Genomic DNA, 25,379 nt, shown 5'->3' with positions numbered 1-25,379 from the left:
CCACGGTTATTTCACGATTCAAATTCCTAAGCCGCAGGAACATTTCCCCTCGCCAAGCGGTTGCTACCCAACAAAACAATCTTTTTATGAAGACCAGCTTTCTCCTCCTCCCAATCCTTTTTAACTTCACTGGCTGCGTCGAAGTCCCCCAATCCGGCCCGTCCACGATACAAAGCCTGCTGGATTCCACCGCCGCCCCGCCCGTCAAGTACGACCCGAATTTTGAGTTTGACTACCCATTGGCGACCGTGCCCGGAGGCATTTTTAAGATGGGCAACACCAACAGCAAAAAAGGCTACGATGCCGACGAGTGCGCTCACCTCGACACGGTAAATACTTTTAAAATAGGCATCTACGAAGTCACAAAATACCAATGGTTGCAAGTGACGGGCAACAATCCCGGCGCGTTCCCCGAATGTCTCAACTGCCCTGCCCACCACGTTTCGTGGTACGATGCCCAGCAATTTATCGAAAAACTAAACGCCATCACGCGCCGTCGCTACCGCTTGCCCACCGAGGCAGAGTGGGAATATGCTGCTCGCGGCGGTGCCGATGGTTCAAAGCAAAATTTTCTCTACGCCGGCGGCAACGACCTGAAAAAAATCGCGTGGTACAATGAAAACAGCGACAATAAGCTCCATCCCGTAGGAGAGAAATCGCCAAATTCGTTGGGGATATACGACCTCAGCGGCAATGTGCGCGAATGGTGCGAAGATATATACCAAAGCTATCCCAACTGCCCGACGGAGGCATCCCTCGGTGTGAAGCGCAACTGCCGGGGCGGCTCTTGGAGCAGCAGTTACTACGCCTGCCGCGTGTCAGAACGCATGGGCGTGGAGCCCACCTCGCGTTATTTGAACATGGGATTACGGTTGGCACATGACTGAACCTTCACACACTTCGTCCGATGTTTTCGCAGTTTTGTCAGTATCTTGTTGCCAATTGCCTACCTTAGGGCGTTTTTTGTACGCATTCAACATTTTTTGAAATTCCGATATTAAAACGATTCCAGCTTATGACGCCTCTTCTCATTATCGCAATCTTGGCCGTTCTGGTCATCATGTCAGCCGTTAAAGTCGTGCCGCAACAAACCGCTTTCGTGGTGGAGCGCCTCGGCAGATTCCATGCAGTGCTCGACCCCGGCATCAATTTCATCATCCCTTTCTTCGACCGCGCTGCTTACCGTCACAGCCTAAAAGAGCAGGCTTACGACATTCCCGAACAAATTTGCATCACGAAAGACAACGTGCAGGTGCAAGTGGACGGCGTGATATTCTTGCAAGTGGTTGACCCTAAAACCGCCTCTTACGGTGTGAACAATTATGTGTTCGCCGTGACGCAACTGGCCCAGACCACCATGCGCTCCGAGGTAGGCAAAATTGACCTCGACCGCGCTTTTGAGGAACGCACCACCATCAACCGCGCCGTGGTCAATGCCATTGACGAGGCCGCCATTGGTTGGGGCGTAAAGGTGTTGCGCTACGAAATCAAAAACATCTCGCCGCCACAGTCCGTACTACACGCGATGGAAAAACAAATGCAAGCCGAACGCGAAAAACGCGCCCGCATCCTCCAATCGGAGGGCGAAAAGCAATCCGCCATCAACGTGGCGGAAGGCCAAAAGCAGAAGGTCGTGCTCGAGTCCGAAGGCTTGCAAATGCGCCAAATCAACGAGGCCAACGGCCAAGCCGAAGCCATCCGCGCAGTGGCCGCCGCCACTGCCGAAGCCTTGGTGAAAGTGGCAGATGCCATACAAGCCAAAGGCGGCATGGAAGCCGTGCAGCTCCGGGTGGCGGAGCAAATGGTGGAGCAGTTCGGCAACCTCGCTCGCACCAACAACACGCTCATCCTACCTGCCAATTTTGGCGACATTTCGTCCTTGATTGCAGGTGCCATGTCCGTCGTCAAACACCAATCCGACAAAAAATAACCAGTCGCTATGGAATGGCTATCAGCGGCCCAAATGTGGGTCATCGTCGCGGCGTTTGCGCTCATCGCAGAGCTCTTCACCGTCTCTTTCTTTTTCTTTTTCCTGAGCGTCGGCGCTGCCATCACCGCGTTGCTGACGTGGTTGGGCATCACACCCGATAGCACCAGCCAACTGCTGTGCTTTGTGGTCGTCTCGCTCGTCTCCCTCGCACTGTTTCGCAAATACGCGCTGCGCATTTTTGGGAAAAACGAGCGCGTGGACAGCTACCAAAGCTTTGTGGGCGACCGCGCCGTCGTGTCGCTCTCCATCCCGGCCAATGGTGAGGGAAAAATTCATTATCGGGGCACCGAGTGGATTGCCCTGAGCCACAAAGGCATCCCATTAGCCGAAGGCACCTCCGTCGTGGTGAAAAAAATGGACGGCATCCGCGTCATCGTGGAAGCAGCCGACATTTGAGTCGAAAGCGCTGGGCACAACGAACCAGAAAGGGCTGGCCGCTTTGAAGCGGCTGGCCCTTTCGTGTTTTGAAAATTAACATTGACTTAAAGTGCTTTTGACCTTCGTTCAGCACACTTCGGGGCATTTTTGCGCTTGAAAATCCCGTTCGAGCCGAACATTCACCTTCGCAAACATTCACAAGGACTGCCTTGCTTCCACAACGCGCCATCCCTGTGTTTCAAAAATTGGATACAGATTTCAGTAGTTTAAAGGTTAGGAATTTGACTACGTGAACCCGGGCGACGCAAGTTAGTCCGGGTTTTTTTTGCGCCACAAGCGTCCGCCCAACGACAACTGCGGCGCTCGCCCTCCCCGATTTTTGGAGCCAGTCGTCGCAGCCCATTTAACTTTGGCTCTCAAAGAAATCCAACGCAAATTTTTGCGCGTATCTAAAATGCCCCACCTCATCTAGCTTCAACCTTCCACCCTCATCATGAAAATAGTTATCCTTGGCAACGGCATCGCAGGCATCACCGCCGCCCGACACATCCGCAAGATGAGCGACCATGAGATAGTGGTAGTGTCCGACGAGTCGGATTATTTTTTTAGCCGCACGGCACTGATGTACATTTACATGGGGCATCTGAGATTCAAGGACACTCAGCCCTACGAGCCGTGGTTTTGGGAGAAAAATCGCATCCAGCGCCTTCGCGCTCGTGTGGAGCGCGTTGATTTTCAGGAAAAAAAATTACACTCGACCGCTGGCGAAACCATCACCTACGACAAGCTGCTGCTTGCCGTGGGGTCCAAGTCCAACAAGTTTGGCTGGCCGGGGCAAGACCTGGAAGGCGTGCACGGGCTGTATCATTTGCAGGATTTGGAAGCTATGGAGCGGCACACGCCCAGCCTCGAACGCGCCGTGGTGGTGGGGGGCGGCCTCATCGGGGTGGAAATGGCCGAGATGTTTCACAGCCGAGGCATCGCGGTCACGTTTTTGGTACGCGAGCCGGATTTCTGGAGCATCGTTTTGCCGCCCGAAGAGTCACGCATGGTGAGCCGCCATTTGCGGGCGCACCATATTGATTTGCGCTTGCAGACGGAATTGAAAGAAATCATGCCAGATACCTCTGGCAAAAAATGCGCGGCGGTCGTCACCAATACAGGTGAGACAATCGGTTGTGGCTTCGTGGGTCTTACCGTGGGCGTAAGCCCCAACATCGGCTTCTTGAAAAATACCGAATTGGAGACCCAACGCGGCATCCTCGTCAACGAATTTCTGGAAACCAACATTCCTGATGTTTTTGCGGCAGGCGACTGCGCGGAGCTGCGCCAGCCATCCCCGGGACGCCGCGCCATAGAGGCAGTGTGGTACACGGGGCGCATGATGGGCGAAACCGCTGCGCACAACATCATAGGTGAGTCGCGCCCGCAATTTTACAATCCCGGTATCTGGTTCAACTCCGCCAAGTTCTTCGATATCGAGTATCAGGTTTATGGAGACATTCAGGCTAAACTCCCGGACGAACAGGCCACTCTCTACTGGGAGCACCCTGACGGCCACAAGAGCATTCGCCTGAACTACGACAAATCGAGCGGGCGCGTCGTCGGGTTCAACCTCATGGGCGTGCGCTATCGGCATGAGGTCTGCGACAAGTGGCTTCGCACTCATGCGCACATCGAGGAGGTGCTCCAACACCTCGGATTGGCCAATTTCGACCCCGAATTTTATCCGCAACACGAAGCGGAATTGGTGCGGCTATACAACCGACAAACGGGCAGAGACTTGCAGTTGAAACAGCGTCGCGGCTTGAAGGGCGTGCTGGCGTTTTTAAAATGAACAAGCTACAAAACAATGAAAGACACATCACTCTCAGTCGCTACCCCCAACCCCTCCCTTACGAGCGGGAAGCAAAAGCTGGCGCTGGCCGTGGCTGGCATCGGGGTGCTGCTGCTGCTCATAACGTGGGCAAGCGGCCATGCTTTTTCGCCCCTATTGCTACTGCTGACCTCGCTTGGCCTCATGTCGGCTGGCGTATGGCTCTTTGTCCGCGAGGAATACCTCCGTCGCCCGGAGGGCATCAAAAACAATGGGGTGTGGTTCAAGAGCCTGTCGGCTCGCGGCGTGTGGGGCTGGCTGGCAGCCATCGTTCTGACGGGCTTCTACACCGTGTTGTATTTTTTCCCGGAAGGCTGGTTGGGCGGGCTTACGCAGGTGTTCGACCCGCTTAGTCGCGGGTTGCGCAAAATGCCTGCGGACAAGTGGTTCGTCTATGGCTCGCTCTACACTTTTTCCATTCTGGCTTTGGGCGTGAAGTTCATTTACAAATATCGGCACAGCCGCTACCAACTGCTGCGCACCGTTTCGGTGATGTTTTTTCAGTTGGGCTTTGCCTACCTCATCCCGGCATTTCTGCAACTGATGCAGCAGCCAGAGTATTATTTCACCTATTTCTGGCCTTTGAAAGACTACTATGGCTCGCCCAGCGCGGTGCGCTACTATGGCTCGGCCACGAGCATCAGTGTGTATTTCATCATTTTCAGCGCACTCATGACGTTCGTCGCCACCCCCGTTTTGACCTATTTTCTGGGAAAAAGATGGTACTGCTCATGGGTGTGCGGATGCGGCGGCTTGGCCGAGACGGCTGGCGACCCGTTTCGCCATCTTTCCGACAAAAGCCTGCGGGCGTGGAGGATAGAGCGCTGGATGATTCACTCGGTCTTGGTGGCGGTAGTGCTGCTCACTGGGTTGTTGTGGCTCAATTCGTGGCAAAAGGGCGGGGTGTTAGGCTCGTTTTCGCAGACCTATTCCGCCATCTATGGCTACCTCATCGGCATGGCATTCAGCGGCGTGGTGGGCGTGGGATTCTATCCGCTCATGGGCAGCAGAGTCTGGTGTCGGTTCGGATGCCCGATGGCTGCGATTTTGGGTATTTTGCAAAAGAAAAAATCAAAGTTCCGCATCACGACCAACGGCGGCCAGTGCATTTCCTGCGGCAACTGCTCTACCTATTGCGAGATGGGCATTGACGTGCGCCACTACGCCCAACGCGGTCAGGACGTGGTACGTGCCTCCTGCGTGGGATGCGGCATCTGCGCGGCTGTTTGCCCGCGTGGCGTGTTGCGTCTAGAAGGCGCTTCCGCAGATGTAGGGCAGCGCACACAGGCGACACGCACGGTGCATATTAAGTTGGAGGACGTGAAGATTTTATAGATAAAAATCTCCTTACTTTGGCGGCTCAATTCACACCTAAAATCAGCTTTCAACATGGGTATCGGAATCCTTGTCGCCATCATCATCACAGCGGGGCTGCTGGGGGGCGTAGCCAACTATTACATGAACAAAACCGACCGTGGCTGGTATAGCCACGATTTCGTCAAGTCCTCGCTTTTGGGTCTGACGGCTGCCGCCACCGTGCCTCTGTTTTTGAAAACGGTATCCAGCAATTTGATGCAGGATTGTCTGAACGGCGATGTCATCTCGCATTTTGTCTTTTTTGGTTTTTGTGCCGTCGCGGCCATTTTCTCTTCGAAGTTTTTGCAGTCATTGGCAGACAAACTGCTACAAGAAGTGCAAGAGGTGAGGCAGCGACAAGAGGAGTTAGCGGAAACGCAAGATGTCTTGGTGCGCGAAAACTCGGACCCTGATGATTTTGCAGCCTCTGGTGCTACCACCGCCGAAGAAGAGGAGGAAGCTTTCGAGTCATTTTCCACTCGCGGCAGCAAAAAAGCCACCAGCGCGCCACCGGCCCTCACGGAGGAGCAAAAAATACTCCGGGTCTTTGAATCAGGCAAATATGCCTTCCGTTCCTTGCGCGGCGTGTGCAAGGATTCGGGGCTTGAGGAAAAATTAGTGGCAACCAAACTGGACGAACTGGAAGCAAGGGGCTTGGTGAAAAAAATCAAGCGCCGCAGCGACGGGGAAACCGTGTGGACGCTCTCCCGATAGATAAACTTGTCAGGAGTTTTTTTGAATTGCCCTTGGAATTTCTGCCTCCGAATATCTACCTTTGCGGGCGTTTTTTGAAACAAGTATCACTTTTAGAGCATAACACAATGGAAATCATTGCTTTACAGGGGCATCTCAAAGAAGGTTCCGGCAAAGAAGGGGCAAAAAAAATCCGTCGCAACAATCAAATTCCGGCGGTGATGTATAAAAGCGGCGGTGGCGAGGCTACCCAGTTTGCGCTCAATGCGTCCGATATTCGCCATTTGGTTTACACCTCCAAATTCAAAATGGCCGAGATTGCCATCAATGGCGCGACGCACAAATGCATCGTGAAAGACATCCAGTTCCATCCGGTGACGGACGCGGTGCTGCACCTTGATTTCCTTGAGTTGGTTCCCGGTGTCAAGTTCAAGGCTACTGTACCCTTGCGATTTATCGGTCAGGCTCCCGGTGTGAAAGCTGGTGGCAAGTTCATCCCGCGCATGCGCCAAATCAACATCCTCACCACGCCTGAAAAAGCTGTGGACGAGGTGGTGGCAGACATTTCCACGATGGAACTCGGCTCCACGATTCGGGTGCGCGACATCACACCTACGGAAGGTGTGGAAATCACCAACACCAGTGCCGTGCCTGTAGCTTCCATCGAGATTCCACGCGCGCTCAAAGGCAAGTAAGCTTCGTCGCTGTTTCATTTCGATTCAAAGAAAAAAATTCAGCAAGAGCCATCCCGATTGTTCGGTGATGGCTCTTGTTTTTTCCATGGTATTGGTTCGTTCGTGGCCTAACAAAAAGCCCCGCCAGTATTACACAGGCGAGGCGCTTTCTCCGAAAAACCAAATCAAACTTTCATTCTTTTAATTTCTACCCGAACGAATGCGGGAGTTTATGTCTTCGGTGCCAGTCTTGCGCTGTCTGGCTCCTTTCACGTTTTTGTTGCCGAATTTATAGTCCACGTTCAGGCGCACGGTTTGGCTCTCCCAAGTGCCGCGTCCGAGCATGTAGAGGCCGGGGGTGAAATCGTTGACACTGCGCCAGCCAGCAGTGCCCAGCACGTCGCCCACGACGAAGCTGATGGTGCCATTGCCGTCGAGTATTTGTTTGCGCACCCCCACGTCCATGGCACCCATGGCTTTGCTGCGAAACACTGCTTGCCAGATGCTGGGGCTGTTGAACCAGCCGGACACCTGAAGGCGCCACCCTTTTGGCAGGATGAAGTTTTGCTCGCTGTACAGATTGAGGGTCTTGAACGATTCGCTGTATGCAAACCCCTCGCGGAAATTGGCATCGAACGAACTGATGATGCCTGTGACGCTCAGGTAGCCTTCCCACCATTTGGCGATGGGCATGGGCGCGCTGATGCTTAGGGTCAGGTTGTTCTGTTCGGCAATGTTTCCTTGGCGGAGGAACGAGGCACCGCCGCCTGTGGTGTCAATGTATTCGGTGAACACGTCGCTGGTGTTGCTATACCCCACCGTGGTGTTGAAAAAGCCCATGAAGGTATGCGTCAGTTCCACGCTGTTGGTGTATTGCGGGCGCAGGAAAGGATTGCCCTTTTTGTATGTCAACTCGTCCAACTTGTCCTCAAACGGGTTGAGGTCTCGGTAGCTCGGGCGGTCAATGCGGCGGCTGTACGTCAGGTTGAACTGGTTTTTGTCGTTCAGGGAATAAGTGATGGCCGCGCTTGGGAACCAGTTAAGGTAACTGTTTTCCACCATTTCGTTGGCACCCGGCTTTTGGCTGGTCAGCTTGCCTTCCCAATTGGTGTGCTCGGCGCGAATACCTGCCTGAAAACCCCACTTTTTTACCTGAATGTTGTAATTCACATAGCCCGCATTCACCATTTCATCGTATTGGAAGCGGTTGCTGCGGTCAATGTTGAGGATAGACTCGTCATTTATCACGTCGAAGAAGTCGAACGTGTTGTCCGTCACGACGCGGTTCATTTTGAAGCCTACGCCCAGCTTGCCCTTCAGCACAGGTTGTTCGTAGTCGGCTTTCACGATGGTGATGTCTATGTCGGTCGGGGTGTTGTTGCGGTAGATGCGTCTGGACAGCACCTCGTCTCCCGTGGGGTTTATGTAAAAGTTGGGCTGCAACGAATTGGCGCGGTAGCGGTATTGCCCACGGTTGGCATCTACGCTCAATTCACGGCCAGAGGTGTCGGCGAAGCGATAATTGAGGTTGAAGTTGAGATTCACGCGGTTTTGCGGCACATAGTTGCCCGCCACCAGCACGGAGTCAATCTTGTCGGGAGTGTCTAGGTTAGAGATGGGGGTGCGGGAGTCGTTGCGCCATGGGCCTTGTGCGGTGCGTCCGTCCACGACGAAGCCGACCGTGTGCTTGCTGTTGAGGAAAAAGTCCGAGCCGAGTTTGAAGTTGTGGTTGTTGTTATTGTCCTTCATGGTGCTCGACTGGTCGAATCGGCGTTCATCTTGGTCGCGGCGCAGGTGCATTTCGTTGTGCCAGTCGCCAAAATGGTTGTTGTAGTTGCCAAACACATTGACCCATTTGTTGCGGTGGTTGAACGACAAGCGCCCGCCCCCTTTGAGGCTTTCGCCGTATATCGCCTCGCCCCCGATAGAGCCATTGGTGCCGAACGCGCGGTTTTTGCGTGTTTTGATGTTGATGATGCCCGCGTTGCCCGAAGCATCATATCTGGCCGATGGATTGGTGACCAACTCAATGGCGGCGATGTCTTCGGCACGCAGTCCCTTGAGGTAGTCAGCGAGGTCTTTGGAGTCCATCGGCACGTCACGACCGTCAATCTGAAACCGCACGGCATTTTTGCCTTTCATCATGATGTTGTCGTTGTTGTCCACCGTCACCCCGGGGGCCTTTCGCAACAGTTCGAGGGCATTTTGACCCTGTGCGTTCAGGTTGCCTTCCACATTCATGATGGTCTTGTCGGCTTTCACCTCCACAATGGGGCGGCGTGCCACCACGGTGACTTGGCCGAGCGAAGTGGAGGATTCTTCCAATGTGATTTTTTCGAGCAAGCGGTCGTCGCCAGTGTAGTCGAAAGCAGCCACAGAGCCATTCCCCATGCCTACCACGTTGGCTTGGATGAAGTAACGGCCAGCCGCGATGTGCTCGAACTCAAAATGACCATGCTCGTCGGTGATGGCACCTTTCACAAGCGAAGAATCGGAGGCGAGATGGAGGGTGACGGTGGCAAACTCGACAGCCTTGTTGTCGGGTTGTGCCACCCGACCACTGATTTTCTGGGCATGGAGCGTAGCAGCCGCGCACAGCACGGCAAGGCCAAACAGGAAGGCTTTCATTGCTTAATTTTTAGTTGTGACAAATCTCGTTTTTGTTTCTCCCGCTTGTCTGCGCGGGTGCTCGGATTATGCTTTGCGGGCGCTACCCGCCATGCTTGATGGAACAAAGATGTGGAGGGTGAGTATTTTGCAAAACAAAGAACCTACCAATCCAATACACCTTTCTATTAAAAGCCGTTCCCTGACGACGAAAGTGGAAGCGGCTACCCCATCCCTTGCAACACCTCCGGCTTTTGTTCCCAACCACAAGTGTCCGCAAAGACAGGGCGAAGGACAGAAAGGTTACAGCCAAGTTGCAAACTCAATAGTTAAAGTTTGAAAGTTTTGGATGAGTGGCAGGGATAGGGCTTTTTCAAACCCCATTGCCGTTGTCGTGCATCCTTGCCGACAACGTGCCGGGTGGGTAGTTCTATTCCTCCGACGAATCGAAATCGTCGGACGAGTGGAGCAAACGCACCTCCTTCACCTCAAAAGTCTCCCCCCCGGTTTCAGTCTCCACGCGCAGCCGCCCTTCCTCCGTCACCCCTCGAATGATGCCTCCAAACTCTGAATTATCGGCGGCACGAACGAACTTCGACGGCTTGCCGAGGCGATACAACGCCCGTTCGTATTCGGCCTTGATAGCCGCTCGTTGGCCTGATTTGAGTTGCAAATAGCGCCTTTCGAGGCGCTCGAAAATGCATTCGGTTATTTCGTCCAACTCGAATTTTTTTCCAAAAAACAAGGCCAGCGAAGTCGGATTGGGCAGCGCTGGGTCAAACTCCATTTGATTGACATTCAAGCCGATGCCGACGACAGAAGTCTGCAAAAACTGCCCGGAGAGGCTGTTTTGAATCAAAATACCAGCGGTCTTTCGAGCGCCGAGGCAGAGGTCGTTAGGCCATTTGACGGTGGATAGTGCATCGGCCACTGTGTCGCGGAGCGCCAAGGCTACGGCCATGCTCAGATAAAATTGCGCCTTTGCCTCCAGCCAAGTGGGGCGCAAAATCACGCTGAGCAGGAGGTTTTTCCCGCGTTCGCTTTCCCATCGACTGCCAAACTGTCCGCGCCCGGCTGACTGACTGTCAGCCCTGACGACCGTTCCTTCCGGTGGCTTGCTTTTTGCTGCCCCCTGCCCCGACGAGGCGGGCGCAGCGATAAGTTCGAGCGCCCAATCGTTCGTCGAGGGCAGTTCGTCGAAACGGTGGTAAACTTTTCCGATAAAAAGTGTGTTTGCCATGCGCAAATTTTGTCATTGCAAGCATTGAGGTCATACAGTCACGGCAGTTGCCCGTCGTTATCAAAACGATAATAAAACAAACGACGTTTTTGCAGGTCATCGTTGCACCTTACCTTTATCCCGCCTGTTTGAACTCAACAAATAAACGATTCAACAAATCAACAATAAAATTTTGATTACAGCCACAGCACCCCGGCGGGCAACTTCCCGCCCAACAGACTTGGAACAACTAAACCACCTCATCGTCGAGGGCATCCGCGATAAAAAAGGCAAAAATATCGTTCAACTCGACCTACGGAAACTCGGCGATGCTCCCGCTGATTTTTTTATCATCTGCGAGGGCGATTCCAACACCCACGTAAAGGCGATTTCCGAGAGTATTTACAAAAAAGTGAAGGAGGAAATGCACACGATGCCTTCTCACACGGAGGGGTCGAGCAATGCCAAATGGATTCTAATGGACTATTTCAACACGGTTGTGCACGTTTTTTACCCAGAGACCCGTCATTTTTACGAAATAGAAAGCCTCTGGAGCGACGCGGAAACAACCGAGTTTGGCGAAGTATGAACCATCCAAAAACCGTTTTTCAACATGGAAGAGCAAAAAGGAAAAAATAAACGCGACGAGGAGCAGGACGAACTGCGCCCGCAACGCGACAGCGAACCAAACGGCGACGGTATGCCGCGCTTTAGCTTCATGTGGATTTACATCCTCGTGGGTCTCGCGCTGCTGGGGCTGCAAATGGCCAAGTTCATGGGCGGCTCGCAGAAAGCCACCATGCCCGACTTGGACAAATGGGCACGCAAAGGTCAGGTGGATAAAATTGTCATCATCAGCGACACGGAAGCACAAATCTTCATCAAGAAAGACTCCCTCATCTCGCCCGACCACGACAACCTGAAACCCGAACTCAAAGAGGCTGACAACAAACTGCCTCATTATGTGGTGAATATCGGCAAGCCAGAGGTCTATCAGCCCTGGCTCAAAGAGGTGAACGAGCAATTGCTCAAAGAGAAAAAGCCGAAAATCATCCCCATCATGGACCCCCAGACCAACTGGACGGCCACCTTGCTCACATATTTGTTGCCTTTGCTGATTTTCATCGGCCTCTGGCTTTTCATCCTTCGCCGCATGGGCGGTGGGCCAGGCGGGCCGGGGTCGCAGATTTTCAACATCGGCAAGTCGAAGGCAACTTTGTTTGACAACAACACAAAGGTCAACATCACCTTTGCGGACGTGGCGGGTCTTGACGAAGCCAAGGAAGAGGTGATGGAAGTGGTGGATTTTTTGAAAAATCCGAAAAAATATACCACGCTGGGCGGCAAAATCCCCAAAGGCGTGTTGTTGGTCGGCCCTCCCGGCACGGGCAAGACCCTCTTGGCCAAAGCAGTAGCCGGAGAAGCCGGCGCGCCCTTCTTCTCCATTTCTGGTTCTGATTTCGTGGAAATGTTTGTGGGCGTGGGAGCCTCTCGGGTGCGCGACCTTTTCCGCCAAGCGCGTGAAAAAGCACCTTGCATCATCTTCATTGACGAAATAGATGCCATTGGCCGCGCACGCGGACGCGGTGCCATTCAAGGCGGCAACGACGAGCGCGAAAACACCCTCAACCAGCTGCTCGTGGAAATGGATGGTTTCCCGACCGACAAAGGGGTGATTCTGATGGCAGCCACCAACCGTCCCGACATTTTGGACAATGCGTTGATGCGCCCGGGGCGCTTCGACCGGCAAATTGGCATCGGTCGCCCCGACCTGAATGGCCGTGCACAGATTTTTGAGGTGCACATGAAAAACATCAAGGTAGCACCCGAAGTCACCGCCATGGCTTTGTCCGAAATGACACCGGGGTTTGTGGGTGCCGACATCGCCAATGTGTGCAACGAAGCCGCGCTTATCGCCGCCCGCAAGGAAAAAAAGGCCGTGGACATGGAAGATTTCAACTATGCGCTCGACAAGGTGATTGGCGGTCTCGAAAAGAAAAACAAAATTATCAGCCCGGAAGAGAAGCAAATCATCGCCTACCACGAGGCGGGCCATGCGATATGCGGGTGGTTCCTCGAACACGCACACCCGCTCGTGAAAGTGACCATCGTGCCACGCGGCCTTGCCGCATTGGGCTACGCTCAATACCTACCCAAAGAGCAATACATCACACGCAAGGAAAAATTGCTCGACGATATGTGCATGACCCTCGGAGGCCGTGCCGCAGAGTCGGTAGTGTTCGACAAAATCAGCACCGGCGCACAAAGCGACCTCGACCACGTCACCCGATTGTCTTATGACATGATTATCAACTACGGCCTCAACGACAAAGTAGGCAACGTGTCGTACTACTCCATGATGAACGAGTCGTATACGCGCCCCTTCTCCGAGCAGACGGCTTATCTCATTGACCAAGAGGTGAAAATCATGATAGAGGAGCAATATGCCCGCGCCAAAAATCTGCTGCGCGAAAAACGCAAGGAACTCGACGCATTGGCACAGGCGCTTCTGGAAAAAGAGGTGCTGCACCGCGCCGATTTGGAACGCATCATCGGCAAACGCCCTTTTGCCGACCCAACACCCGGCGAAAGCCATCGGGTAGCGGAAGTGGAGCCGACGCGCCACGAGGATGAGGATGATTATCGTGACTGAACGGAAAGGAAATGCCGACTACATGATTGGTTGATTGATGAGGCAAAAGTTCGACGACCAAAACTCGACGTTGCGCTTGGCACATCAAAAACCTAAAATCATGTAGTCGGCAATTTTAAATCAAAATTTCCCGGGCGCGTTTCAAATCGTCGCGCTTGTAACCCAGTATGATATTCCGAGGTGCGCGAAATTTCATCCCGCGATACCGTTCCGCGACCATTCGAAGTGCACTCAATTTCCTGCTCTTAACGACAAAGGAGGCTGGCTTACGAAGACTTTTTCTCTCCTGAGGCGCTCATAAAGGATTCATGCTCCGTCATCAGGCGCCCATAACCCCGCTTGATTTCAAATTCCACAAAATAGATAGAGACGAGGGCCGACAACACACAGTATGCCGCGACGATGTGGACATACCATGCGCCCACATTGGACCGGGCACCAAACCAATCGCCCCCCGCCTGCCAAATCAGATATAGGCCAAAAGCAGATTTCAGCGACTCAAACAAGTGAGCGTAGCGATTCCTGTCCATCAACTCCGTGTAAGCGTAGATAGAGGCAAACACAAAGGCACCGTAGAGAAACACGCCCGGAGCACCAATCTTGCCGAGATACGCAAAGAAATAAATCAGCAAAAAGTAGTTGAAAAACATCTGCGCCCACGACCACGCCACCAGCGCCCGAGAAGCGGGGGTGTCATATTTCTCGAAGTGGTACACATCGCCGATGCTCAATACCGGATAGCGATGCTGCACGTCCTCAGGGCGCCAGCCCGTCGGCATGAACCAGAGCCGGATTCTGTCCCACCAACTGCGCGTGCGCCAAGCATCGGTGAACATCAGCCAAAAATGCTGGAAGTTGATTTTGAACGGGTTCCAAGTACGCACAGGGCGTTTCACCCCGTAAACAGCCGGCACTTCGGGCAGTTCTTCTTGGAACGTGCCAAACCATTTGTCCCAAAGAATAAAAATCTGCCCGTAGTTCTTGTCCATGTATTCGGGATTGATGGCATGATGCACGCGGTGGTGCGAAGGTGTCACGATGACCTTTTCGAGCCAGCCCATCTTGCCAATAAGCCTGGTGTGATACCAGTATTGCAAAAACAAATGCAACGGACCAATGATGGCGATTACCATGCCCGGCACGCCCAACAGCGCGGCAGGCAGCAGCAAAAAGGTGAAATAATTGATGAACGTGGAAATGGATTGTCGCAACGCGCACGAAAGATTGAACTCCTCGCTGCTGTGGTGAATGATGTGGCGGTTCCACAAAAAATTGATTTCGTGGCTCCAGCGATGCACCCAATAACCCTGAAAATCTACCGCGATGAACGCGACCGCATACAGCAGCCAAGTGGCTTCGATGTGGAAAATCTCTACCCGCTCCACCAACCAAGCGTAGCTGAGAATCCCCACGCTTAGCCCCAACACATCCTTCACCACGTTGGTGATGCCCGAACTAAAACTCGATATGCTGTCCAACCCACGAATGACCCGCTCGCCGCGCCGCCACGCCACGATGTTCTCGATGAAATACAACAGAAAAAAAATAGGGATAACCAAATTTAGAATAGCACCGTAAGCTTCCATGACAAAGTCGTTTGAATGGATTTGCTGTGCAAAAATAGCAAACGTCCGGCTTTTCAATCTTTTGTGCCGATAGGTGAATTTTCCAACAACGCTGTAATTTAGCCCTGCAAACAAAAAACGTCGCGCCTCATTGCGCGGCACTTGGAACTATAAACAGACCTGACCCATGCCAGTATTCCAACTCATCTACCGAAGCAAAGCCAACGCCTATTTCAACGACGACGACTTGATAGTGTTGCTCCGACAGTGCCGGTCAAAAAATATCGAGAAAAACGTCACAGGTATCCTGCTCTATGGCTACGGCAATTTTATTCAGCTATTGGAAGGAGACGACGACGTGGTGCGCGACCTCTATGCGCATCGAATCTCGCTCGACCAACGACACCGCGAGCCAGTCATTTTGCACCAGGGATACATTCCCAAACGACTGTTCAAGGATTGGTCCATGGCCTTTCAGCCGCTCAATGCCGAGCGAGTGCGCAGTTTGAGCGGCTACTTGGACCCCGCCGCGCAAGAGTCCGAAACAGGCAAGAACCTATTGTCGCCCATGCGATTGTTGGAAGTGATACAAGGCTTTGCGACAGACATGAACAGGCGATAAGCCCCTGAATAGGTGTGGCATGGCCGTTCATGGGAATGTTTTACCTCGCACCGCCAAATTTTGAGCATGACCACAAGCACAATCCGGTCAAAATCAAAGACATCAATCATGCTCATCTGACAAGTCCTAGCGAATCAAGATGTACTTTACCCTTGCTTTCAAAGCGGTCATTCCGCACATACTCAATAGCTGGTTTTTCAAGATTCGCGCTTGATTTTCCAGCGTTTGTGGCTCCACAGCCAATTTTCCGGCTGCTCCCTGATGATGGCCTCCAAATGACGAGCATAAGCGCGAGTGATGTCCATTTCGGCAGCCTCGTGCGGGTTTTTCCAGATTTCGAAGAACTCAACCTCATAAAAGCCGCGCTTGGTGCGCCTCACATGAAAATAAAGTACGGGAAAGCCGAATTTTCGCGCCAGCACATCGGTGCCCGGCAACGAGGCGGTGTCTTGCCCAAAGAACGGCACCCAATGCGCGCTTTTCCGACTGCTCGGCGACTGGTCGGCCAGCAAAATATAAACAACCGGTTTGCCTGCCCGCTTGCGCATTTCCTTGAATGTGTCTTCCATACCCACCATCTCCATACCCGTTCGGGAGCGGGCACTATTGAGATAGCGGTCCATCAGCTTGTTCGACAGCGGCTTGAAAGCCGTCACCGTGGCCCCGTGAAAGTGCGGGGGCATGGTGATGCCACAAATTTCCCAGTTGTTGTAATGGCTCCCGGCGAGAATGATGGGCTGCCCTTGGTCGAGATATTGATTTACCAACTCGGGGTTGAGCACAGGGCAGCGGCGATGGATTTCGGGGATAGGCGTGGTGAAGAGTTTGAGACTTTCAAGCGTGTTGTCGGCCAGATTTTGGTAAGAAAGCCACATCAATCGCTTTATCTCCGCATCGTCTTTTTCGGGGAATGCCCGCCGCAGGTTTTCAGCGACTACCCCTTTGCGATACCCGACAACACGGAGCAGCAGATACGCTAACCCATCGGATATAGCGTAAACTATCCGAAAAGGCACGAACCGAAATATCTCGATAATGACGCGCAGGAAGAAATAGCCGATGTAATCCGTCATTCGTCAGAAACGCCTCATCTTTCCTTTGGCAACATCAGCCAAAGCCTGCCATAGCGATTGATTTTACGGGCTTCTTGCAAGCCCATCTGACCTACGCCCGAGTACAAGTCCATCCGCTTGGTGGTCAGAATGGCTCCGCCTCGGTCTTGGGCGAAAATGATGCGATAGGTGTAGCCCAGGAGTTTGCCATTCGCGTCGATGTTGGGCAACTCAGCCAAGAGCGTGCTGCCAATAGGTATGAAGCGAGGGTCAACAGCCACAGAATAACCCGCCGTAAGTGGGAAAAACCCACAGCCAAGCACCTCATTGTCAACAGGCGTAAAGAAAACATACTTGCCCTTGCCGCCTTTCGACCGCTTCACGGAGCCGCCAAAGCCGAAATGTTGGCGCTGCCCGTCAGAAAATTCCACCAAGCAGTTGCCTTGCAGCTGAGCGTTCGCCAATTCTTTTTTGCTCCGCAACCATGCCAACTCAAGGCCTCTTCCTTCGAGTGCCCCTTCTTCGATGAGCTCGGCTGGCGGAACGTTCGATTCGGGCCGCCGCAACATGGGCACCGTGTATTCGCTCGTGCGGACACGGCTGGCTTTGATAACGGGGGTGTAGTAGCCCGTCATACGAACGCGGTTGTTGTGCAAATCGGTGTTGATACCGTAGAAGTCGAAAGTGGTGAGCATCACAGTGGGGTCGAGCAGTTGCACATTTTGCAGCAGCTCCACCGTGCGGAGCATTTCTTCTTTGGATATGCCGGATGCCCCAGTCTTGGGGACATCGGAGCGGCGCAGATAGTTGGCCTGCTCAAACATGGCTTTCAGCATCGAGGGGTCGAAAGAAAGATACGGAATCGTGTCGGGGCCTCCGGGCACAAGCACTTTGGAGGAAAGTCTGCGCTTGGTGGCTCTTGGTTTGGATGTTTCGACCAATATGGTTGCTTTGGAATCGGAAGTGCCTATCGTGGGAGTGGTTTCTTTCACCGCAGGCACTGCTTCGCTTGCGGAAGCTGGCTCGTAAGGTGCGTTGAACAGACCAGCCATGCCTGCGCTCAAGGCTAAGGAAGCGGGACGCTCGATACTTAGCCAAACAATTGCGAGACAAGCGGTTAGCAAAGTCACATCTGCGATGAAGAATCGTTTTAAAGTCAGCATAAGCTACGGGGGACGAAGCGAGATTTATCGTTTTGATTAAAAAAATGCAAAGTAAACGCCCAAAAAGGGTATTGGTTACATGGGCTTAGTGTTATTAAAATCAAAACGTGTCTGACCAGTTGCTTATATGATGCCGTTTCTCAGCCATTCGTTAACTTTCAAAAGCGCGACCATCGAGAGAGAATCCGTGATGTCGCCCCGCATGACCATTTCCACGGCTTCGCTGAATGGTAGGCGGCGAATGAGCAACTGTTCTGTTTCTTCGGGCTGTGCTTTACCCATTACCAAATCCTGTGCCACATATACAACTCCATACTCATCTGTCACGGAGTTTGAGATATGCATCTCCAGCAAGGGTGTCCAGCGTCGAGCAATGATGCCCGTTTCCTCCAAGAGTTCCCGTTTGGCCGATTCGAGCGGGTCAGTATCCACCAAGCCGCCGCCTTCGGGGATTTCCCACGAATATCTTTTCAGCGTGTAGCGATATTGGCCCACAAGCCAAGTGCAACCTTCGTCGTCGAGGGGCACGATGCCGATGGCTGTGTTTTTAAAATGAACAACCCCATAGATGCCCGCGCCGCCAGATGGGTTGAGCACGTCTCGGTGTTCTACCCGAATCCACGGGTTTTCGTAAACTGTCTGAGCGGAGAGGGTTTTCCAAGGGTTGGGGCTTTGGTCGGGTTGACGACCTTTCCATTGAAATGCCATTTGTTGACGTGTAGTACGGTTGGAAGGTTGCAGGGAAGGGTTTCGGTAGGCACTACGAGCGATTATTCCAAGACGCCCTGCCTTTTCATCTTGTAGTAATGCAGGCCAGCGCCAAACACCCACCCTTCTTTGCCCGTTTGGGTGCGGATTTTGACCCAATGGTCGGTCACCTTTTCAAGGCCAAGGCTGATTTCCTGCGTCCAATCGGTTTTTTGGTTCAAAAATGTCACAGGTTCATAAAGTTGGAGTTTGGCGATGGTTTCTCCTTTCAGGCCGGGTTCCTTGCGCACTTTCAGCCCTTCGATGGTGACATAGAGCGTGGCATATTTGGGGTTTGTGGCGGAAGGTTCGGCCGCGGCGGGGCTGGGCTGGTTTGAGATAGTGGGCCTGGCAGGCTGTGCGCCGGGCTGAGGTATGGGAGCGGCAGTGGTCGGGGTGGTAGCCACAGGCGGGGCTGGTGTCGGGTTTTGTGTGTTCACGGGCGGGGGCGTGGGGCGTCGTGCCACGGCTGTGTCGCGTTGGGTGGGGCGCTCGGTCGGCTCGTCTTCGTTCAATTCCCGTGCGTGGCGCACAAAATCAGCGCGTTGAGTGCCGCATTTTGAAATAGCCCACAGGACTACACAACCAAAAAAGACCAAGATGATGAGCGTCTCGACTCTGGGAATTTTCATGTGAAAAAGCTTTGGTGGTCTTCTGTTTTGAGGTTATCTCCCTATTTTTCCGGCCAAAATTAAGGAACAATCGCCAATCAACGAGGGCATCACGCTCGTTCGGGGCGGCACGATGGACTGGGCCAAGCTCTTTCAAGTGCCGCGACGCTCCTTCTATGGCCCACATTGACCGCTTTTTTAAATGACCGATAGCCTCCAACATCAAATCGCCTTGACATTAGTGCCGCAAGTAGGCCCTGTCACTTCCAAAGTGCTCGTCAGCTATTGCGGCAGCGCCGAGGCAGTGTTTCGCGCTCCTCGAAAAGAGTTGGTCAAAATACCCGGCGTAGGCCCCATCACGGCGGATTATCTGCTCTCCGCAGCCCCACTTCAATTAGCCGAACGCGAGATGGCTTTTCTCGAACAACACAACGTGGAGGCGCTTTTTTACACACACGAACAGTATCCCGCACGGCTCAAGCAGTGCCACGATTGTCCTCCGATGATATTTTTCAAGGGTTCCTCGCTCGATTTGTTGGCAGCCCGTCGGGTAGTCGCCATCGTGGGCACCCGCCAGCCGACCGACTATGGCAAGGTAATATGCGAGGAAATAGTGGAGGGATTGAAAGCATACAACGTGGTAGTGGTCAGCGGGCTGGCTTTTGGCATAGACATCACGGCGCATCGCAAGTCTTGCGCCTTGGATATGCCCAATATCGGTGTGCTGGGACATGGCTTGAGCAACATCTACCCCAGCCAACACCGCAGCGTCGCGCTCAAGATGCTCGAAAATGGCGGATTGGTGACGGAGTATGTGCACGACACCAGACCCGACCGCGAGCATTTCCCCATGCGCAACCGCATCATCGCCGGGCTGAGCGACGCGCTCGTCGTGGTAGAAACGGCTGCCAGCGGAGGCTCCATGATTTCCGCTGAATTGGCCACACAATACGAACGCGAGTTGTTCGCCGTGCCCGGTCGGGTGCGCGATGCCAAGAGTGCGGGCTGCAATCTGCTCCTCAAAAAAGAAGAGGCAAAACTCGTGGAATCTGCCGCCGACATCGCCGCTGCCCTTCGCTGGGACGAGGCCAGCAAACAAAAATCCGTGCAAACCCAACTTTTCCTCGACCTTAACCCCGCCGAAACCAATATCCTCAGCATCGTGCGCGACCAACCGGAAATTTCGATTGACCACCTCTCGAAGGCCGCCCAACTCACGCCAGGCGAATTGGCCTCCATTATCTTGGGCTTAGAGTTCAAAGGCGTGATACGGACGCTGCCCGGAAAGCGGTACCTGGTTTCTGCATGATTATTTCATCATCAAGAATGGTAGGATTCGTGAAAAAACTGACCTTTATCCTGTTGTTGCCTGTTCTCCTTCTTTCTTCTTTCCAATTCTTGGAAGATGAAAGACCTCTTCTCACCGCTGGCGCCCAACCCAAAAATATCATCCTGATGATTGGCGATGGCATGGGGCTGACTCAAATCACGGCAGGTCTTTACTCCAATGGCAACAGCCTCCACTTGGAGCATTTTCCCATCACAGGGCTTATCAAGACCCATTCGGCCAAACATATCGTGACCGATTCGGGCGCTGGCGCAACGGCTTTCTCTTGTGGCTGCAAAACCTTCAACGGGGCCGTCGGGGTGTGCAAAGACAAATCTCCTTGCCTCACCATACTCGAGCAAGCCGAGCAAAACGGGCTGGCCACTGGCTTGGTGGCGACCTCCAGCATCACCCACGCCACCCCGGCCTCGTTCATTGCGCATGTGCCCGACCGCTCCGATATGCAGGCCATCGCCACCTTTTTTCTACAAACCGATATTGACCTGTTTATCGGCGGCGGGCTAAAATACTTCAACCAGCGGACGGCTGACCAACGCGACTTGGTGCGAGAACTGACCGCCAAAAACTATTACGTCACCGATTTTTCCCAAAAACAACTGAGCGACGTAACCCCATCGCCCGAACGCCCCTTTGCTTGGTTTGCGGCCAATGAAGAACCCGAAAGCGCCACCAAAGGCCGCGATTACTTGCCATTGGCCGCACAAATGGCACCTCCATTTTTGAAAAAACGAAGCGAAAAAGGGTTTTTCCTAATGATAGAAGGCTCGCAAATTGACTGGGCTTGCCACGCGAAAAACGCACCCAGTCTGGTGCGCGAAATGCTCGACTTCGACCTGGCCATCGGCGAGGTGCTGAAATTCGCGGAAGCAGACGGCCACACGCTCGTCATCGTCACCGCCGACCATGAAACCGGCGGCATGGCACTCGAACAGGGACGCGGCAAAGACAGCCTCGAAATGGTGTTCGTGACGGCTCAACACACGGCTTCCCTCGTCCCGGTGTTTGCATACGGTCCGGGTGCCGAGCAGTTCAACGGCGTGTACGACAACACGGATATTTATACAAAAATGAAAGACCTCTTCGGTTTTTCTAAAATATCGGAAGAAAAACCCAAAAGCCACTAAACGCATGGACTTCACGCGACTGTTCGAGATACTTGAATATCAACAACAGCGATACCCCCATCAGGTGGCGCTGGCAGAGCGTGTGCAAGGCGGATGGCAGACGTGGAGCACGCAAGAACTGCTCAAAACGCGCGACGAACTGAGCGCCGGGATGCTTCACTTGGGCTTTCACAAAGGCGACCGCGTGGGCATTCTTGCGCATTGTGGCAGCCCGCAGTGGGCCATAGCCGATGCGGCGATGCTCCAGATAGGGGTCGTGCCAGTGCCCGTTCATGCCACATCGAGACGCGACGAGATAGCGCACATCGCCCGCGACGCGGGTTTGCGCGGATTTTTTGTGAGCAACGCTGCCATGTTCGAGCGACTGCGTGAGGCTGCCGTGTCGCCGGAGTTTGTTTTTTCTTTTGAAAATGACGAGCATGATGGCTGGCGGCCATGGGGGCAGATGCTTCAAGCGCCCAGCACCCGCGATTTGGAAAAAATCCAATACATCCGCGATGGAATAAGCGAACGCGACTTAGCGACGCTGCTCTACACTTCCGGCACCACAGGGATGCCCAAAGGCGTGATGTTGTCTCATGCAAACATTGTCAGCAATATCAAATCCGTGCTCGCCATTGTGCCCGTCGGACCAGACGTGACGGCGTTGAGTTTTTTGCCGCTCAGCCACATTTTCGAGCGCATGGTGACGTATGTGTACCAAGCGGCGGGCACGCCTGTCTGGTACGCCGATGCGGCGGAAAACTTGCCACGCCTGTTGCCAGATGTGCGCCCGCACATCGTCACAGCCGTGCCGCGCATTCTCGAAAGAATGCACGAACGGCTGATGGAAGAGCGCAACCGTAGCGGGCCGCTCAAAAAAAAGGTGATGGATTGGGCCATTGCGCTCGGCGAGCGGTTCCCATACTCGGGTGGCAGGGCGATGCCGCTGGACTATCTACTCAAACGCTGGGTGGCCGATGTGTTGGTGTTCAGGCATTGGCGCAAGCGAATGGGCAGCCGCATCCGATACATTGCCGTCGGGGCGGCAGCCTTGCAGCCGCGCCTCGGCAGGCTTTTTTCCGCAGCCCGCATTGACGTGCGCGAAGGTTATGGCCTCACGGAAACTAGCCCTGTAATCGCTTTCAATCGCTTTGAGCCGGGTGGCGTGCATTTTGGCACGGTAGGCATCCCTGCGCCGGGCGTGGAAGTGCGCATCGTGGAGGCGGATGAGCAGGGCGAGGGCGAAATAGAGGTGCGTGGGCCTAACGTGATGGTGGGCTATCACAACTTGCCCGACGAGACGGCTGCCCGCTTTTCCGACGATGGCTGGTTCAAGACCGGTGATATGGGCAAGTTCGAGTTCAAGCGTTTTTTGAAAATAACAGGGCGGAAAAGCGAAATTTTCAAGACCACGACGGGCAAATTCGTCGCTCCGGCTTTTGTGGAACAACAACTCGCCCTGTCGCCCTTCATCAGCCAAGCGATGTGCGTGGGGCTGAATCGGCCTCACGTCGGGGCCCTTATCGTACCCAACTTCGATATGCTGGAGACATGGTGCCGCGAAAACAACGTGCATTGGACCTCGCCGCAGTTCATGGTGCTGAATCCCAAAGTGGACAAACTTTTCCGGCAAGAAATAGAGCGCGTCAACGGGGAAAGGCTCGGCCCTATCGAGAAGGTGCGCGTTTTTCATCTGCTGCACGAGCCTTGGACTTCCGAAAACGGGCTGCTCACGCCCACGCTCAAATTGAAGCGGGAGTTCATCGAGAAAAAATTCGAGGCAGTCATCGAACAGATGTTCAAATAAGGCGAGACTTAGTTTTCAAATTTTCTTGTCCGTTCCATCATCAGCGCCATGGCCTCCTCTTTGGAGGCGTACATCCCGTGTATGTTGACCAAGTGGTCGGCCAACTTATCATAGCGCCGAAGCATCAGCATGGCCCATATCTGGTTGTAGTCAACCCCTTCAAAAACAAGTGCTTTGTTCGCAGCGTACTTGTCGGTGTTGTTCACAAAATCCTTGGGCATTTCAGTCCAGTGGAGGTGGGGCCGCAGATGGTGCCCGATGTGGTAGCCGTCGTTGAAACACTGTTTGTTGTAGGCGTTGTTGATGCAAGTGATGCTGTTGAGGTAGTTGTTTTCGGGCGCGTGCGATGCCACGAAAGCGTGTTGTGCCCAGTTGCCCGTCATCATCAAGAAACGCACAATGACCAACGGCACCACAAAGACAACTACCGTGGATGGCCAGTCGAACCAAGCCAGCGTGATGCAGGCGGCAAGGAACGCGATTTCGCCGACCACTGCTCTTTTCAAGAAAGACCGCTTGTTTTTGAGCCGAAGGTAGCGGGCGAGTTCCACGATGCCGATGAAAAAGAAGCGAAAAAAATACTTCAGAAAGTCGGCAAAACTGTCGCGCTGATAGCGCATCGTCGAGCTGGTGTCAAGCGCAAGATTGTTCTCCGCATGGTGCATCCCTATGTGATGGCTAAAATAGGTGTCGGGCGTTTGCCCCATGAAAGGACACAAGCCCCAAGGGATGATTCGATTGCTCAGTGCGTACTCTCTTTTGAAGAAGGGATTGTGGCTCGTGTTGTGAAGCATCAGGATAAAAGGCCCCAACAAGAGCACTTGCAAGCCCACAAAGACTGCGGCGAGCGCCCACCAGTAGATGCCTTCCGCAAAAAAAATTGCTATGGAAACGGGAATGATGGAAAACACGATTTTCAGGCACAGGAACACGAAGGGCAAGTCCCGTTTGTCCCGGATGAAGCGGAGGAAAAAACGTTCGATGGCATTGTAGTCCTTTTCGTGAAAAACAGGGTCGTGGATTTCGCCTAATGTTCGCATGGTGTCGGCAGAAAAAAAGTGGGGCAAGAGATGCCTCGCCCATAAAATATTGAAAAACAGGAAATTACTTATGCCTCGCGCCGCCAAGTTCTAAGCATGGCTAAAAGTGCAATCCGCTCAAAATCTGGGAGAGCAATCATGAGCATCCGACAACCCTAGCGAATCGAGGTATAAAATGGTCAGGTGGTAGGCGGCGCAAGGTACTTATCTTTCAACACGTTGGTGTGGTGAATTTGATGGCCGACGATGACGTAGAACAACGCACGGGGCGTCACCTTCCAGCCCGCCGCCGTGCCAAGGAATTTTGACTGTTCCTCGCTGCATTGCTGCAAGAGAAAAAGCGTGTTGTCGCGCACGGTTTTCCATTCTTTCATCAAGTCCTTGATGCTGCGTTTCGACACGTCCACCTCCTCCATCCAAATATCCTGATTGAATCCCGGCAGGGCGATGCGGTCGCCACGCATGAAGGACAGGATGCGATAGGAGAACACGCGCTCGGAATCAATCAGATGTATCAGCAGCTGCTTGATGGTCCATTTGCCCGGAGCGTAGGCGTAATCGCCCATTTCCGCCGGCAGCCCGTTCATCAGCTGCTGGAACTCCTTGAAGGTTTTTTTCAGCAAGCTCCGCGCGGTCCCACGCGAGGGTACCACTTTCAAATAGGTCTCGTGAAAAGGGGCGTACTCACCTTTTTTTGGTCGTTTCATAGCAATGCAAAATGGTTGGGGCGAAAATATGCGCTTTCGTAAAAACTTAGGTAGAGGGTAGAAGGCGGAGGAATGTAAGACTTGCTTTTAGGTCGCATACTGTTTTAGCGGAGATGAAGTCAGCCTTCTGCCTCACACTACCGGACATTATTTTTGTGCTGCAAG

General features: G+C 53.5%; 22 protein-coding genes. 13 read left to right on the top strand and 9 right to left on the bottom strand.

The window, feature by feature from the left end:
- The first annotated feature begins 86 nt into the window (after positions 1–86).
- The 7 genes from KIS77_20675 (at position 87) to KIS77_20645 (ending at position 6,988) form a co-directional block, all read left to right on the top strand.
- Positions 87–887, top strand: coding sequence for an SUMF1/EgtB/PvdO family nonheme iron enzyme (locus KIS77_20675; protein ID MCW5924746.1), 801 nt, complete (start codon positions 87–89; stop codon positions 885–887).
- 128 nt (positions 888–1,015) lie between these two features.
- Complete coding sequence (locus KIS77_20670; GenBank protein ID MCW5924745.1) at positions 1,016–1,930, top strand: paraslipin; 915 nt, start codon at positions 1,016–1,018, stop codon at positions 1,928–1,930.
- Positions 1,931–1,939: 9 nt separating this feature from the next.
- Complete coding sequence (locus KIS77_20665) at positions 1,940–2,386, top strand: NfeD family protein (GenBank protein ID MCW5924744.1); 447 nt, start codon at positions 1,940–1,942, stop codon at positions 2,384–2,386.
- Positions 2,387–2,861: 475 nt separating this feature from the next.
- Positions 2,862–4,205, top strand: a complete 1,344-nt coding sequence (locus KIS77_20660; protein ID MCW5924743.1) for an NAD(P)/FAD-dependent oxidoreductase — start codon at positions 2,862–2,864, stop codon at positions 4,203–4,205.
- A 15-nt stretch (positions 4,206–4,220) separates the two neighbouring features.
- The gene (locus KIS77_20655) at positions 4,221–5,579 is read left to right on the top strand and encodes a 4Fe-4S binding protein (protein ID MCW5924742.1); all 1,359 of its coding nucleotides are present in this window, start codon (positions 4,221–4,223) and stop codon (positions 5,577–5,579) included.
- A 54-nt stretch (positions 5,580–5,633) separates the two neighbouring features.
- Positions 5,634–6,314: a hypothetical protein gene (locus tag KIS77_20650; GenBank protein ID MCW5924741.1), complete on the top strand. Its 681-nt coding sequence runs from the start codon at positions 5,634–5,636 to the stop codon at positions 6,312–6,314.
- A 107-nt stretch (positions 6,315–6,421) separates the two neighbouring features.
- Positions 6,422–6,988 carry a 50S ribosomal protein L25 gene (locus tag KIS77_20645; GenBank protein MCW5924740.1) on the top strand — a complete coding sequence of 189 codons (567 nt, stop codon included), beginning with the start codon at positions 6,422–6,424 and terminating at the stop codon, positions 6,986–6,988.
- Positions 6,989–7,168: 180 nt separating this feature from the next.
- Here the strand turns inward: KIS77_20645 and KIS77_20640 are convergent, their stop codons facing one another.
- Together KIS77_20640 and KIS77_20635 are read right to left on the bottom strand one after the other, a co-directional pair.
- Positions 7,169–9,595 carry a TonB-dependent receptor gene (locus KIS77_20640; GenBank protein MCW5924739.1) on the bottom strand — a complete coding sequence of 809 codons (2,427 nt, stop codon included), beginning with the start codon at positions 9,593–9,595 and terminating at the stop codon, positions 7,169–7,171.
- 409 nt (positions 9,596–10,004) lie between these two features.
- Complete coding sequence (locus KIS77_20635; GenBank protein ID MCW5924738.1) at positions 10,005–10,814, bottom strand: biotin--[acetyl-CoA-carboxylase] ligase; 810 nt, start codon at positions 10,812–10,814, stop codon at positions 10,005–10,007.
- A gap of 220 nt (positions 10,815–11,034) precedes the next feature.
- Between KIS77_20635 and rsfS the strand changes: the two genes are divergently transcribed.
- Together rsfS and ftsH are read left to right on the top strand one after the other, a co-directional pair.
- Positions 11,035–11,382 (top strand): ribosome silencing factor, encoded by a 348-nt coding sequence (gene rsfS, locus KIS77_20630; protein ID MCW5924737.1) that lies wholly within the window; start codon positions 11,035–11,037, stop codon positions 11,380–11,382.
- 24 nt (positions 11,383–11,406) lie between these two features.
- Complete coding sequence (ftsH, locus tag KIS77_20625; protein MCW5924736.1) at positions 11,407–13,446, top strand: ATP-dependent zinc metalloprotease FtsH; 2,040 nt, start codon at positions 11,407–11,409, stop codon at positions 13,444–13,446.
- A gap of 266 nt (positions 13,447–13,712) precedes the next feature.
- On the opposite strand, the gene KIS77_20620 is transcribed toward ftsH, so the two are convergent.
- A complete protein-coding gene (locus tag KIS77_20620; GenBank protein MCW5924735.1) occupies positions 13,713–15,032 on the bottom strand; it encodes a sterol desaturase family protein in 1,320 nt (439 codons plus the stop codon).
- Between the two features lie 166 nt (positions 15,033–15,198).
- Here KIS77_20620 and KIS77_20615 point away from each other — a divergent pair, with 166 nt between their 5' ends.
- Complete coding sequence (locus KIS77_20615) at positions 15,199–15,633, top strand: BLUF domain-containing protein (protein MCW5924734.1); 435 nt, start codon at positions 15,199–15,201, stop codon at positions 15,631–15,633.
- Between the two features lie 197 nt (positions 15,634–15,830).
- Here the strand turns inward: KIS77_20615 and KIS77_20610 are convergent, their stop codons facing one another.
- The 4 genes from KIS77_20610 to KIS77_20595 all read right to left on the bottom strand — a co-directional run bounded on the left by KIS77_20610 (position 15,831) and on the right by KIS77_20595 (position 19,227).
- Entirely contained in the window at positions 15,831–16,706 is an 876-nt protein-coding gene (locus tag KIS77_20610) for a lysophospholipid acyltransferase family protein (GenBank protein MCW5924733.1), read from the bottom strand.
- 14 nt (positions 16,707–16,720) lie between these two features.
- Positions 16,721–17,848, bottom strand: coding sequence for an MltA domain-containing protein (locus KIS77_20605; GenBank protein ID MCW5924732.1), 1,128 nt, complete (start codon positions 17,846–17,848; stop codon positions 16,721–16,723).
- A gap of 123 nt (positions 17,849–17,971) precedes the next feature.
- Entirely contained in the window at positions 17,972–18,556 is a 585-nt protein-coding gene (locus tag KIS77_20600) for an NUDIX hydrolase (protein ID MCW5924731.1), read from the bottom strand.
- Positions 18,557–18,618: 62 nt separating this feature from the next.
- A complete protein-coding gene (locus tag KIS77_20595) occupies positions 18,619–19,227 on the bottom strand; it encodes an SH3 domain-containing protein (protein MCW5924730.1) in 609 nt (202 codons plus the stop codon).
- A gap of 181 nt (positions 19,228–19,408) precedes the next feature.
- On the opposite strand from KIS77_20595, the gene dprA reads away from it, so the two are divergent.
- The 3 genes from dprA (at position 19,409) to KIS77_20580 (ending at position 23,467) form a co-directional block, all read left to right on the top strand.
- Positions 19,409–20,515, top strand: coding sequence for a DNA-processing protein DprA (gene dprA, locus KIS77_20590; GenBank protein MCW5924729.1), 1,107 nt, complete (start codon positions 19,409–19,411; stop codon positions 20,513–20,515).
- A gap of 146 nt (positions 20,516–20,661) precedes the next feature.
- Positions 20,662–21,678 carry an alkaline phosphatase gene (locus KIS77_20585; GenBank protein MCW5924728.1) on the top strand — a complete coding sequence of 339 codons (1,017 nt, stop codon included), beginning with the start codon at positions 20,662–20,664 and terminating at the stop codon, positions 21,676–21,678.
- Between the two features lie 4 nt (positions 21,679–21,682).
- A complete protein-coding gene (locus KIS77_20580; GenBank protein ID MCW5924727.1) occupies positions 21,683–23,467 on the top strand; it encodes a long-chain fatty acid--CoA ligase in 1,785 nt (594 codons plus the stop codon).
- 8 nt (positions 23,468–23,475) lie between these two features.
- On the opposite strand, the gene KIS77_20575 is transcribed toward KIS77_20580, so the two are convergent.
- A complete protein-coding gene (locus KIS77_20575; GenBank protein MCW5924726.1) occupies positions 23,476–24,507 on the bottom strand; it encodes a fatty acid desaturase in 1,032 nt (343 codons plus the stop codon).
- Between the two features lie 179 nt (positions 24,508–24,686).
- The gene (locus KIS77_20570; protein ID MCW5924725.1) at positions 24,687–25,214 is read right to left on the bottom strand and encodes a DinB family protein; all 528 of its coding nucleotides are present in this window, start codon (positions 25,212–25,214) and stop codon (positions 24,687–24,689) included.
- Positions 25,215–25,379: the final 165 nt, after the last annotated feature.

This window comes from Saprospiraceae bacterium (assembly GCA_026129545.1).
GTDB lineage: Bacteria > Bacteroidota > Bacteroidia > Chitinophagales > Saprospiraceae > M3007.
The sequence above is the reverse complement of the archived record's forward strand: the minus strand, read 5'-3'. Positions and strand labels throughout refer to the sequence as shown.